Source organism: Parabacteroides sp. PF5-9 (assembly GCF_029893105.1).
Taxonomy (GTDB): domain Bacteria; phylum Bacteroidota; class Bacteroidia; order Bacteroidales; family Tannerellaceae; genus JARXWG01.
Genome location: NZ_JARXWG010000021.1, coordinates 16,522 through 30,362, shown reverse-complemented (window position 1 = coordinate 30,362; position 13,841 = coordinate 16,522). Strand labels below are relative to the sequence as shown.

Genomic DNA, 13,841 nt, shown 5'->3' with positions numbered 1-13,841 from the left:
TCAGTTCTTCGTTTGTTGTCGAAAACGCAGATAGAATAAAATCCCGGCCGTAGTCAAACCGAATGGGAAAGCCAGCCAGACTCCGAATGATCCCCAGTTCATGACAAAGCCAAAGAAATAACCCAAAGGCAATGAGACCACGAAGTAGGCCACAAAGGCAATGAACATCATAGGCCTGACATCCGAAATCCCCCGTAAAGCATTGGCATAGGCGATTTGTAATCCGTCACCAAATTGATAGATTATAAAGGGGAGAATCAAACTTGCAACCATGATCGTCACCTCTTCACTATCGGTAAACCATCCACCAATCTGATTCCTTAACAAATAAAGCAACACAGAAACAAAGACCGCCATTACCATAATCAAATGAAAACCGGCAGAAGCCGATCGACGCACATTCTGTATATCCCCTTTCCCCCGGTAATTACTAACCATCACCGCCACAGCAGCACCCATTCCATAATAGATCATAAAGCCGAGTTGTGAAACGGCCATCATTATCTGATGACTGGCTAATGCAATGGTTCCAATCCATCCGATCATAATCGTACTCAGACTGAATGAAGCTGTCTCCATACCCATCTGCAACCCTATCGGCCAACCCAGATTATTCAGTTTTTTAAAATCAGGCTTATTCAAACAACTCTTCTTGAATCCTTCCACATAAACGCTGTAACGTTTGGCCTTGAAAAACACAAGGATAAAAACCAACAACATGAGGATCCGGGAGAAAAGCGTACTCATCCCCGCTCCTATCAATCCCATTTCAGGAAAACCAAGTTTCCCATAGATCAATACATAATTTCCGACAATATTAACCAGGTTACCTCCTAATAAGATCCACATAGGCGTCCGAGTATCGGTAATTCCATCAGCAAATTGCTTAAACCCATTAAACAATAAGATAAAAATCAGCGAGACGAGTAATATAATGAAATAGGGCTTAATCAAAGGGATCAGTTCTACCGGCTGATCCAACCGTTCGATATTGAAATAGAATACCGTCATAATCAGCGTCAACAACAGTCCCACGATGGTATTCGCCAGCAAACTATTCTTCAACAGTCGACCAATCCCCTGTGATTCGCCATGACCGAAAAGGTTTCCCACCACAGGAGTCAATCCATAAGAAAAGCCGGTGCTGAAAATAATCGCCAGATTAAACATATTGTTTACAAAAGAGGCCGCACCAAGTTCGTTGGTACTGTGATGTCCGATCATCAACGTATCGGCAAATGCCAGTATGATCATCCCTACCTGTCCGATTATAATAGGAACACCTAAATAAATCAAGGTCTTATAATGTTCGCGATAGATCTGATAAAAATTCTTCATTCGATTTTGCATTTAGCTTGCAAAAGTAACTGTTTTATACCAGATGGGAACAGTCGACAATTAAATCAATTTGTTTTCAATAGCCATTTTCACCAGGATCATTGAGTTTTTTGCGCCAAGTTTCAGAATCAGATTTTTCCGATATGTCTTGATCGTCTCTATACTTAAATACAGTTTTTCAGCCATCTCCTGATTGGTATGACCATCCACAATCAGTCGCAGCAACTCCTGTTCGCGGGAAGTCAACCAGATTTGCTGTTCGTTTTTTTTACGGATAAGGATATCGATCTCGTCGCAAAGGAATATCTCTCCGTTCATCACCGCCTCTATGCCTGCCGTGACCTCTTCTGAAAGGGCATTTTTCAGGATATAACCCGAAGCGCCATTCTCCATGACACGTTTGGCGATAGAATACTCATTGTGAGAAGTGAGGATCAATACTTTCATCTCCGGATATCGGCGAATAACCTCTTCACAAAAATCGACTCCACTCCCGTCAGGCAGACTAATATCAAGTAACAGTACATCGACCGATGTTGACTGTAAAGCTTTGCGACACTCACTAAGTGTATAGGATACACCTACAACCGTAGCTATACCCGACTCATTAATGGAAGCAGCCAGTCCTTCCACTAACATTTTGTGATCATCTGTGATGTGTACGTTTATCATACAACTTACGTTCCATGTCCATCTCATCCTTTTTCAGAGACGAAACAGACACCCCTTTTTCAGTACCCCAAAAGTAAGGATCTTCCTTGGATTATCACTACCCCACAAATGGGAGTTCTATTTTTCGATAATAAAGAAGTATTCTATTGATCTGAGATGAGCGAGTAATCGACAACTATTTCCTACCTTTACCGGCAGATATAAAACAAAGTGAATATGTCGTACACCGGAGTTGTTTTTGATTTTAACGGAACGCTTTTCTGGGATACTCCTTTGCACAATGAAGCCTGGAATATCTTTCTTAAAAAAAGAGGTTTACACCTCTCTGATCATGATTTTTTTACCACTATTCATGGTAAAAACAACAAAGATATTTTCACCCAACTCTTTCACCGGGATTTCTCTGCACCGGAGTTGAAAAAACTGATCGATGAGAAAGAAGATCTTTATCGCCAATTATGCTTGAAAACAGAGATCAAACTGGCTCCGGGTGTAATCGATTTTCTGAATTTTCTGCAAACAAACAAAACTCCTTTTACGATCGCTACAGCTTCAGATAAAGAAAATCTTGACTTCTATTTTCAACATCTTGGACTTTCCAAATGGTTCGACTACGATAAAGTGGTTTATAATAATGGAAAAATCAAAAGCAAACCCGATCCTGAGATCTACCAGATAGCGATGTCGGTTATCGGCATTGCACCCGAAAAAACAGTGGTATTCGAAGATGCAGTAAATGGTCTACTGGCGGCTCAACATGCACAGGCCGGATGTATCATCGCCGTAAATTCGAACAACGACGATTATTCGCTATTTCCCAACTATCAAGCGATTCATTCCTTTGATGAAGTGGATCGTCATCAATTCCTTCACGATTGAAAAGCTGTAAATCTCATAAATTTTTCAACTAAAAATATAACGCCTCCACCCTTTCTTTCCCGATCTTTGTGGTCTATTTATAACTGTCCGGATTATGGCCTCAATAAATCAAACTAAAAAAACATTTCCAGTATTGGAAATGAGTTGTGCTGCCTGTGCTGCAAGGGTAGAAAAAATACTGAATGACCAAACAGGAGTAGTGCAAGCTGTGGTTAATTTCCCAGCAGCAAATGTTGCCGTCGAATATGATCCGGCAAAAACTTCTCCAGCTATACTTCAAGACGCCGTACAACAAGGCGGCTATGGATTGATCATTGAAGAAAATGAAGATACATCGGACGAAATAGAAGAAGCGCATACACAAAAAATAGAGAAACTGAAACGACAAACTATTCTGGCCGGTACGCTTTCATTACCGATTGTCATTATCGGCATGTTCTTTATGGAGATGCCCTACGCCAATGAAATCATGTGGATATTGTCTACCCCTGTTCTATTCTGGCTCGGTAAAGATTTCTTTATCAACGCATGGAAACAGTTAAAACATCGCTCGGCGACCATGGACACATTGGTCGCACTCAGCACGGGCATAGCCTATCTATTCAGTCTTTTCAATCTCTTCTTTCCCGAGTTTTGGTTAAAACGCGGTATACATCCACATGTTTATTTTGAAGCTGCAAGTGTGATCATCGCATTTATCCTTTTAGGGCGCTTTCTGGAAGAACGAGCCAAAGGCAGTACATCGTCGGCCATCAAAAAATTAATGGGGTTGCAGCCAAAAACTGTCATACGGATAGACCAAAGTGGCAAACAACAAGAAATAACCATCCAACAAGTCGCAATGGGTGATACACTGCTTGTCAAACCGGGAGAGAAAATAGCAGTAGACGGGAGAGTAACAACAGGTCACTCCTATGTAGACGAAAGTATGCTTAGCGGAGAACCCATTCCTGTCCTGAAAGAAAAAGAAAGTCCTGTTTTTGCCGGAACAATCAATCAAAAAGGCAGTTTTCAGTTTAAAGCTGAAAAAATAGGATCGGAGACCGTATTGGCACATATCATCCGGATGGTACAAGAGGCACAAGGGAGTAAAGCTCCTGTCCAAAAGCTTGTCGATAAAATCGCCGCTATATTCGTTCCGGTTATTATGTGCATTGCTGTATGCGCATTTGTGTTGTGGTTGTTATTCGACCCGGTAAACGGATTGACATATGGCTTATTAGCAATGGTAACCGTATTGATTATCGCCTGTCCCTGTGCGCTTGGACTGGCCACCCCTACGGCCATTACGGTTGGTATCGGAAAGGGAGCCGAAAAAGGAATATTGATCAAAGATTCGCAAAGCCTCGAAATAGCCAGAAAACTGCATACGATTGTTTTGGATAAAACCGGAACAATCACGGAAGGAAAACCGATCGTAACTGATATCCATTGGTTGAATGAGACTATTGAACAAGAAGCCATTTTATATAGCCTGGAGAAATTATCAGAACATCCTTTGGCCGATGCCGTTGTACACCATTTTGAACCGATGGACAATAGAGCAATCACTCATTTTGAAAGCATTACCGGCAAAGGCATTAAAGGAAATGTAGAAGGTATCACCTATTATGTTGGAAACCGGACATTATTAATCGAAAACCAGATCACTATCGATCAAACACTTGACACCTTAGCGAAAGCACTTGGCGAAGCATCTAAAACCGTTATTTGGTTTTCAAACCAATATGAGGCCTTAGCTGTAATTGGCATTACAGATCAAATCAAAATAAATTCGCCACAAGCGATCCGTCAATTGCAGGAGATGGGAATCGACGTCTTTATGCTGACCGGCGACAATGAGGCTACTGCCCGAGAAATAGCCTCCGCTGCCGGAATTACTCATTACAAAGCAGAAATTCTGCCGCAAGAAAAAGCAACATTTATTAAACAACTGCAAGATGAAGGAAAAACAGTCGGTATGGTTGGAGACGGTATCAACGACAGTGCTGCATTGGCACAAGCCAATCTTAGTTTTGCGATGGGAAAAGGAAGTGATATTGCTATGGATGTGGCTAAGGTGACCATTATCTCCTCCGATCTGATGAAAATACCTGAAGCGATCAACCTATCACGACTCACTGTCCGAACAATCCGTCAGAATCTGTTCTGGGCATTCATCTACAATCTTATCGGAGTACCTATTGCTGCCGGTATACTATATCCTATAACCGGTTTTCTGCTCAATCCGATGATAGCCGGAGCAGCAATGGCATTGAGTAGTGTCAGTGTAGTATCTAACAGTTTGCGCCTTAAAACAAAAAGACTCCATTGACTTTTGAGTATGTCCCCATTGGCTTTTTAGAATACCTTCATTGACTTTTCTGTTAGAGGTACGTCTAAAATAATTTAGAGGTAGGTGTAAATCGATTTAGAGGTACGTCTAAATTCGTTTAGACGTACCTCTAACAAAAAACAGACCTAGGTCTATCACAAAAACGCAGCTAATTATTCAGAAAAAACATTTGCGTATTTTTCAAAAAACAACCTATTGATCGAAAATTTTCACATCACACACCTCTTGCTTTCTCTCATAAAACAGGTTATTTTTTCAACAGATCACGAATCTCTGTCAATAATTTGATATCAGCCGACGGTTCGGCCGGTGCAGCCGGAGCCTCTTCCTTCTTCCGTTTCAAGGAGTTTATTCCTTTAACCATCAGAAAGATAGCAAATGCCACGATAATAAAATCAAACGTTACCTGGAGGAAATTACCATAATTAAGCGCAACTTCCGGAGTGATCACTTCACCCGCTTCAACCGCCGCTTGCTTTAACACAATTTTTAGATCCGTAAAATTAACTCCTCCAACCAACAAGCCGATTCCCGGCATAATAATATCGCCCACCAGCGAAGAGACTATTTTTCCAAAAGCGCCACCGATAATGATACCTACTGCCATGTCGACGACATTTCCACGCATGGCAAACTCTTTAAATTCGTTTAAAAATTTACTCATTTTAATTTTTTCTTGATTAATACATCTTAAGAGATTAAACTGCTAATGCACATTTTTAGTTGCGCGAACATACAGACTTTTTTTGAAATTATAACATTTCAGCTAAACTTTTGTTATTTAACTTATCCGATGCGCGTTACACGAAATACTCCGTTGAGGTGCTTTATTTTTATCAATAATTCTTTCAGAGAAAATAGTCTCATTAAAAAAATATTATTTAATTTGCAATGTAGAAGCAGGATTTCCGAAAAACGAGACCTCCTGCTTGATGTGAAATTCGACAAGAGTATACTAATTTATAAGCTAACGACTGGCGGGTGAGTATTTTAGCCGTAAAAAATGAAGAAATGAAAAGAACCTTATATATTCTTATTGGGTGGTTGTGTATATTACCTTTCGGGGTGGTAGGTCAGAACTATAATCAGGCAGAAAGTTTTGTATTTTCTTTTCACGAAGGAAGTGACTTAATGACCGAAGGTTATGGAGATAATGACAATGAGCTGCAACGGTTGGATGATAAGATTCCCGCTTTTAAAAACAGTATAATTCGCGACCAATTCCATTTCTTGATCATTTCGCATGTCGACCCGTCTGACTATGCCAACCCGCAAGTAACGAATGAAGCGTCTATGCGTGGAGGTCGCCTTCGTGCTTATATCAATCTCTCATTCGACATTCCTTATGAACATTTTGCATTCTATATCGATCGTAGTGGTAATTTCAGAGATCAGGTACATGTCTATTTAGTACGATCTCCGCTTCCATGGTTTGCCAACCTGGATATTTCATACAACGACCCGCGTTATCCCGATGCTGTTGATGAAGCGATCAAACGTTACGGGGTAGTACCTTATGCCGATCTTCACAGTCGAACAAAAGAGGGAGACACGGAACGACAAACGTATACCATTACCGATGCTTTATTTGACAAAAGTGAGTTGGAAGATTATCGGTTGTCATTAGTTGAATTTTCGACAACACAACAACATCAATCCGCCACTACTTCTCAGACAACAGCACAACAGGAACAAACCGCAAAGGGTAAAAATGGTAAGAAAACGACAAGTTCTACCCCAAAAACAACGACAAAATCAACCAAGAGTGCATCTGTAGGCTCTAACCCACAGGCACAGCCATATAATTTAGCTGTAAAAACCAACTTAATACCTTGGTTCACAGTTGCCCCGTCTATTAATTTCGGGGATGATGGTACCCAACTTTATACCGGCGCCATTATGCCTAACATCGAATTGGAGTACTATTTTATGAACCGCTACTCTGTGGCGCTTTCCGCAATGTATGGTGATTTTTCGTATGGCGGCAATTCATCCAGTAAATGGGCTGTATCCGGTATATCAATAGAACCCCGGTATTGGTTGTTCAGTAACAATGATTTCCGTTCATTATATGTGGGTGCATTCGGTCAATACGGAGATTTTGATATTCGAGGGGATAAAGTCGACTTAACACTCGAAGATGATCCTACATTATTATATGGACGTACCGGGAAAGTTATGACCGCAGGGGCTTCCGTTGGTTATATCTACCCGATCTGGAAAGGTTTTTATGTGGAAGGTTCGCTTCAAGCCGGCTTCCGATCGATTAGTAATGGTATATTCTATAGACGTGACTGGAGTGAAGAGTTCAATCAATACCTGAACTATCAGGAAAGAACATTTAAATCGACCGGATTTATGGTTGGATTGAAATTGAACCTTGTCTATCGTTTTGGATTCCAATAATTGTCATTTATAAAAAAACAGAAAAGACAGTACGCTCTATTCAGAGGATACTGTCTTTTTTTTATGATCTTTCCACGCCAAAAAAGACAAAATGTAAATTATTTAGGGTTAAATCTCCTATTTTTAGGACAAATAAACTATATTTGCCTCCATACACAAATCTAAGCAAGACAAAATGATATGATCAATCAAGAATTAGTAAATCCGCAAAGTATAGTTGTTGTTGGAGGATCTAACAATGTACACAAACCGGGAGGCCGACTCATACGCAATCTCTTAGACGGTAAATATACCGGTAGTTTGTACGCCGTAAACGCTAAAGAAACAGATGTTCAAGGTGTAAAATCATATCATTCGGTTAAAGATATCCCGGAAACAGAACTGGCTATCATCGCTATACCGGCTCCGGCCTGCCCTGAAGTTATTGAGATACTGGCAAAAGAGAAAAACGTAAAAGCTTTTATCGTCGTTTCTGCCGGATTCGGCGAAGAGACCAAAGAAGGTGGTATATTGGAAGATCAGATACTTAAAACAGTCAATGAAGCCGGAGCCTCTTTGATCGGACCGAACTGTATTGGTATCATGAATATGAATTACCATGGGGTGTTTACTCGTCCTATTCCCGATTTCCATCCCGACGGGGTTGATTTTATCTCCAGTTCGGGTGGTACCGCTTTATTTATTATGGAATCGGGATTAACCAAGGGGTTACGTTTCGCTTCCGTTTGGACAGTAGGTAATTCAAAGCAGATTGGCGTAGAAGATGTGATCGAATATATGGATAAAAATTTTGATCCGGTACTGGATTCCAAAATCAAAATGCTCTACATAGAACAGATCAAACAACCTGACAAACTGCTTTATCATGCGTCGTCCCTCATCCGTAAAGGATGTCGTATCGCAGCGATCAAAGCGGGAAGTACTGATTCTGGTAAACGGGCAGCTTCTTCACATACAGGAGCTATTGCTAATTCGGATTCGGCTGTTGAAGCTTTATTCCGCAAAGCCGGAATTGTCAGATGTTTCAGCCGGGAAGAATTAACAACTGTCGCCAGTATATTCACCCTCAAGGAGGTCAAAGGCAGAAACTGTGCAATCATCACTCATGCAGGAGGACCGGCTGTGATGTTGGCCGATGCACTCTCCAAAGGACTTTTAAACGTTCCTTCATTGGACGGTCCGTTGGCGCGTGAATTAAAATCCAAACTATATCCCGGAGCAGCTGTCGGGAATCCGATCGACATTGTCGGAACAGGAACACCTGAGCATCTGGCTACGGCTATCGACTTTTGCGAACATCAATTTGAAGAAATAGACCTGATGATGGTTATTTTCGGAAATCCCGGATTGGTGAAAGTGTATGACGCCTATGAAGTACTTCATAAAAAAATGGAAGAGTGTAAAAAACCGATCTTCCCTGTTTTACCCTCGATCGTCACAGCTGGACCGGAAGTGAAAAGCTTTGTTAAAAAAGGACATGTAAACTTCTCGGATGAGGTGACTTTAGGTACTGCTCTATCCAGAATTATCAATACACCCAAACCGGCTAGTACAGATATTCAACTCTACGGAGTAGACGTTCCGGAAGTACGACGCATTATAGACGGATTGCCCAATAATGGGTATTTAAACCCAGAAGATGTACGTTTGCTTCTTAGTGCTGCCAATATACCTTTAGTCGATGAGTTGTCCTCTTCTGACAAAGACGAACTAATCGCTTTTGCAAAAAAAGTAGGTTATCCGGTTGTAGCTAAAGTAGTAGGCCCTGTGCATAAAAGTGATATAGGAGGCGTTGCTTTAAATATCCGTGGAGAAGAACATTTATTGTTTGAAATCGACCGCATGATGAAATTACCGGATGTGACCGGTATACTAGTGCAACCGATGTTAAAAGGACAGGAATTATTCCTTGGTGCAACCTATGAAGAACGATTTGGGCATGTCGTACTTTGTGGTTTAGGAGGTATATTCGTAGAAGTATTACAAGACGTTTCATATGGTCTGGCTCCTCTTTCATACGACGAAACGTTCTCTATGATCCGCTCATTGCGGGGGTATGCGCTTATTAAAGGGACGCGTGGACAAAAAGGGATCGACGAACAGCAATATGCCGATATTATAGTCAGGCTATCAACTCTTTTGCGTTTTGCCAACGAAATTAAAGAGATGGATATCAACCCTTTATTGGCAACCGAAAAAGGGCTGTTTGCAGTAGATGCACGTATCCGTATTGAAAAATAAATTATTACAATTCATCTACAAAAGAGCGTTGTTTGTCAAAAAACTGAATCCGGTCTTTTTCGCCTACGCCTGAAATAAGTGTAGACAATCGCTTTAGTGAATTCAACCAGTATTTTATTTTTTCACACGACTCTTTCTCATAGGAACCGACAGCCTGCCTTAAAAAGGTGGTCATCTGGCTCAAAAAATAGTCCTCCGACCAGAGGTAAGAGTAAGTGACACTGAGATTGATACTGCTGATATAGATATCGACTTTATTACCCGTATTCGAATAACGCCCTTTTGCAGCCAACTGTTCCCAATAAGTCAGAAATTCATACAACTCTTTTTTTATCGCCTGAACATTTGATTCGTTCACCAATCGAATACTTTCAAAGTACCTCAGATCATTTATCAGATTTGAAATAATGGCTGAATCGAGAATAAAAAAAGATTCTGTAATATATTTCTGATAATAATTGACCTGTTTCTGCAGATCTATACTTCGATCGGATTGCTCTATTTCATCCATTTTTTTATTACTATGCCCATTCCCATACAAATGATGCCATTTTAATACATAAAACTTAGACAAATTCGGATAAGGGGCATAGATCGACGATGGCAACAGATTCAAAGCCTCACCTCGTTCAGAATAAGGTTGTTCACTAATATCTTTTATCTTATCAAGAAATATACTGATAATTGTATCGTCCAGATCATTCACATCACTGGTTGCCGGCAACATCATTTGGATCATCGCACTTGATTTTGACTTAGTCCCCATAATCATATTGTCCACAGAAAGGCCTAATTGTTTCGAAATGATACCGGCCTCATTCAATGTAAAAGGAACTTCTCCTCGCAATCTACGATAAACAGATTCTTTCTCTATCGCTAAGATATCTGTCAGTAAGTTGACCAAAGCGGATTTTCTCGATTCTTTCTCTTTGACAGCCTCCAAAAAACTATCATTCAAACTTAAATTTTTCATAGTTACTCTTTTTAAATATACTCAAACCAAAAACCAACCGACTTCTTCTTTGTCGTTTTATGTCTATCCATCCCCATTCTTTTGATCCTCCGATCAAAATATGTACTAAAAAACACATCTAATAAAAATCAAAGGCTAAAACGACATTCCGTCATAAAAAAACCACATAAAATGACAGTCACCATTCGCCTACACACAAATATAATAAAAATAAGCTAAAGATTATCAAACGTTTATGTGAAAAATACAAAAAAAAACAAGCACACAAAACCAAGAGACATTTTATGGCACACCTAAACATTTTGAAAATATTTATTTTCAGAATATACTACAAAGACTATTTTTTTAGGAAGAACAAGAAGAGGTGTATAAAAACGAAAGAGGGCATCCATCCCGGATACCCTCTCCCTTGCACAAGTAAAACAAAGTGTGTGCATGTGCGCCTTAGCTCCAATCCACTACAAAAATCATAGTCCAAAATTGGTTAAATCAAATTTGGATAGGCACTGACCATTCTGTAATAAAAGCATCCTTATTTCTATGATTAACAGAAGCCTTACTCTCCATTCATCCTACGATTTCACAACTTCACAATTATAAAAGCATACGATTCAAATCGAGTAAGCATCATTGAAATAAAACTTTTTCTGCCTCAAACACGTTCGTATTTAAGAAAAACAGTTATTAAAGTTTCGGTATCTTCACTTTTCTTGATATCTTCATTTTCCTTTAATAACGAACGCTTCAGACCGATTACCTAATGCTCATGATGTATATATAGTTCAAGTTAGTGTTCAGAAACTCTTTTCTTATCACATGATAAAAGTAGCCCTGCGCCTTTGAATTTCCATGCTGTAGAATGTATATTTTTATTTTTTTTCCGATAAAAAACACAAATCGGACTGCTTTTTTTGTCTAAAAACGAAAATCGAAAAGAAATATCGATTTCATTTTTTCATTTCAAGCAACTCCTTGTTATTCTAATATGAAATTCAGCTTTGCTTATAGATACAAAAAAGCGAGTATATGGCCGAAAAACAAGCAACGTAAAACTCCCTCAAGCATAAATCTTAAATAAAGTTACATCACTCTTTATTTGGGGGTTTATTTTACCTTTGCAATGTTGAATTCTAAATAGAAGCGCTATGAAGAGATATTTGGTTTTAGTAGTCAGCAGTCTGTTCTTTTTAACTTCTTGCGGCAAAGATGATAAAACAGAAGTTCCCCCATTGAAAAAATTGACAAAAGTCACCTGTTATACGAATAACGAAGTTACTCCTTCTTATGCCCTGTCTATCAATTATGAAAACGGTCAAATCCATAATATAACCTCCAATACAGGCGCCAAACAACTATTCAGCTATCCTGATTCACGGATAATAACCGTATCCGATCTCGGCCAAGACCTTACCATAGAGTATAATCTGCAGGGAAATGCGATTTATCAGAAAAAGATCAAACGAAAAAACGAATACGTCAATAATGAGATCTATACCAGCGACGAATATAAATACGCCTACAAAGGGGCATATTTATCCCATGCCGACTGGATTACCCGCTGGCCTGTCGATACCGGCAACGGGTATGAGTCAAGATCTTATATTCAGGCAGACACCTACACCTGGGAAAACGGCAATGTCGTGCGTTACGCACAGGACAAAAAAGAGATGGCTTACGAATACGACACACAATTACAACCGGCCAACTTTCCTTTCCGAGTGATTAATTCGTTTGCTCCAGTCGATTTTGAAACCGTATCACCGGTCAACCTCCTATATAATCTATCAAACAAAAACCTGCCTAAACGAGCCTATTGGTATAACGTCCCGGAAACCAGTACTATTTGTGCGGAATACACCTACAAATTCGAACAAATCGGAGAGTATATCACTAAAATGACCATTGAAGAAAACAACTACGTTGTCAATGAAGGTGGAAGCAACACCTATATCTTCCATTTCGAATACAATTGGCCGAAACAGGAATAGTATTCATATCATCTGATACCTTTTTCTGTTTTTCCTCCATCATTTTCTAAAATTCCCGAACCATTTTTCAGAAGCACCTACATCTGTTTTTTGTTAGAGGTACGTCTAAAATCATTTAGAGGTACGTCTAAATCCGTTTAGAGGTACCTCTAAAACAATTTAGAGGTACGTCTAACAGAAAAGGATGTGTAATGAATCTCAAAAAGCGTCTAAATCGTCACCATATAACTACACAATCGTTTCATTTAACGAAAGGGCGTATGAGAGTTTTCAAGTTGAAGACAATGTAAAAATCCAGGACTAACTCATCTATTATTTAAGCAGATCCGGTCGGAGACGAGTCGTTCTTTCATGAGCTTGTTGCAACCGCCACTCATCAATTTTTCGCTGATGCCCGGAAAGCAAGACATCCGGCACTTTCCATCCGTTATAATCAGCCGGTCGGGTATAGACTGGCGGTGCCAACAGATTATCTTGGAAAGAGTCGGACAAGGCGCTCTGCTCATCTCCTATAGCACCCGGAATCAGGCGAACAACAGCATCCGTAATAATTGCGGCAGCTAATTCGCCACCTGTCAAGACATAGTCGCCGACAGAGATCTCTTTCGTAATAAGATGTTCGCGTATACGATAGTCCACTCCTTTATAATGTCCGCAAAGAATGATGAGATTATCAAGAAGCGACATGGTATTGGCCATTGACTGATTAAACGTCTCACCATCCGGAGATGTATAGATGACTTCATCATACGTTCGTTCAGCTTTTAATGTAGAAATGGCTCGGTCGATTGGCTCAATTTGCATGACCATTCCCGCTTCACCCCCAAAAGGATAGTCATCTACCCGGCGCCATTTATTGGTGGTATAATCCCGTAAATTATGGAGGTGTATTTCTGCCAATCCCTTATCCTGAGCACGTTTGACTATTGAACAGTTGATCATTCCGTCAATCATTTCGGGGAGTACGGTAAGTATATCTATTCGCATGATAGTGAAGTCGTTAGTTTCA

At 40.0% G+C, this 13,841-nt stretch carries 10 protein-coding genes; 5 read left to right on the top strand and 5 right to left on the bottom strand.

Features of this window, described 5'->3' with window-relative positions:
• On the bottom strand, positions 1–1,338 hold the full coding sequence (locus tag M2135_RS12245; RefSeq protein ID WP_280748799.1) for an MATE family efflux transporter: 1,338 nt from the start codon (positions 1,336–1,338) through the stop codon (positions 1–3).
• A gap of 60 nt (positions 1,339–1,398) precedes the next feature.
• Positions 1,399–2,037, bottom strand: a complete 639-nt coding sequence (locus M2135_RS12240) for a response regulator transcription factor (RefSeq protein WP_280748798.1) — start codon at positions 2,035–2,037, stop codon at positions 1,399–1,401.
• A 189-nt stretch (positions 2,038–2,226) separates the two neighbouring features.
• Between M2135_RS12240 and M2135_RS12235 the strand changes: the two genes are divergently transcribed.
• Both M2135_RS12235 and M2135_RS12230 read left to right on the top strand, forming a co-directional pair.
• Positions 2,227–2,889 carry an HAD family phosphatase gene (locus M2135_RS12235; RefSeq protein WP_280748797.1) on the top strand — a complete coding sequence of 221 codons (663 nt, stop codon included), beginning with the start codon at positions 2,227–2,229 and terminating at the stop codon, positions 2,887–2,889.
• A gap of 94 nt (positions 2,890–2,983) precedes the next feature.
• A complete protein-coding gene (locus M2135_RS12230) occupies positions 2,984–5,203 on the top strand; it encodes a heavy metal translocating P-type ATPase (RefSeq protein WP_280748796.1) in 2,220 nt (739 codons plus the stop codon).
• A 268-nt stretch (positions 5,204–5,471) separates the two neighbouring features.
• Here the strand turns inward: M2135_RS12230 and mscL are convergent, their stop codons facing one another.
• A complete protein-coding gene (gene mscL / locus M2135_RS12225; protein WP_280748795.1) occupies positions 5,472–5,888 on the bottom strand; it encodes a large-conductance mechanosensitive channel protein MscL in 417 nt (138 codons plus the stop codon).
• Between the two features lie 347 nt (positions 5,889–6,235).
• Here mscL and M2135_RS12220 point away from each other — a divergent pair, with 347 nt between their 5' ends.
• Both M2135_RS12220 and M2135_RS12215 read left to right on the top strand, forming a co-directional pair.
• Entirely contained in the window at positions 6,236–7,630 is a 1,395-nt protein-coding gene (locus M2135_RS12220; RefSeq protein WP_280748794.1) for a DUF3575 domain-containing protein, read from the top strand.
• 180 nt (positions 7,631–7,810) lie between these two features.
• On the top strand, positions 7,811–9,871 hold the full coding sequence (locus tag M2135_RS12215) for an acetate--CoA ligase (protein ID WP_280748793.1): 2,061 nt from the start codon (positions 7,811–7,813) through the stop codon (positions 9,869–9,871).
• A gap of 4 nt (positions 9,872–9,875) precedes the next feature.
• Here M2135_RS12215 and M2135_RS12210 read toward each other — a convergent pair whose 3' ends face one another.
• Positions 9,876–10,844 carry a hypothetical protein gene (locus tag M2135_RS12210; protein ID WP_280748792.1) on the bottom strand — a complete coding sequence of 323 codons (969 nt, stop codon included), beginning with the start codon at positions 10,842–10,844 and terminating at the stop codon, positions 9,876–9,878.
• A 1,145-nt stretch (positions 10,845–11,989) separates the two neighbouring features.
• On the opposite strand from M2135_RS12210, the gene M2135_RS12205 reads away from it, so the two are divergent.
• Entirely contained in the window at positions 11,990–12,832 is an 843-nt protein-coding gene (locus M2135_RS12205) for a DUF5032 domain-containing protein (protein ID WP_280748791.1), read from the top strand.
• Positions 12,833–13,144: 312 nt separating this feature from the next.
• On the opposite strand, the gene trmD is transcribed toward M2135_RS12205, so the two are convergent.
• Positions 13,145–13,819, bottom strand: coding sequence for a tRNA (guanosine(37)-N1)-methyltransferase TrmD (trmD, locus tag M2135_RS12200; RefSeq protein ID WP_280748790.1), 675 nt, complete (start codon positions 13,817–13,819; stop codon positions 13,145–13,147).
• Positions 13,820–13,841: the final 22 nt, after the last annotated feature.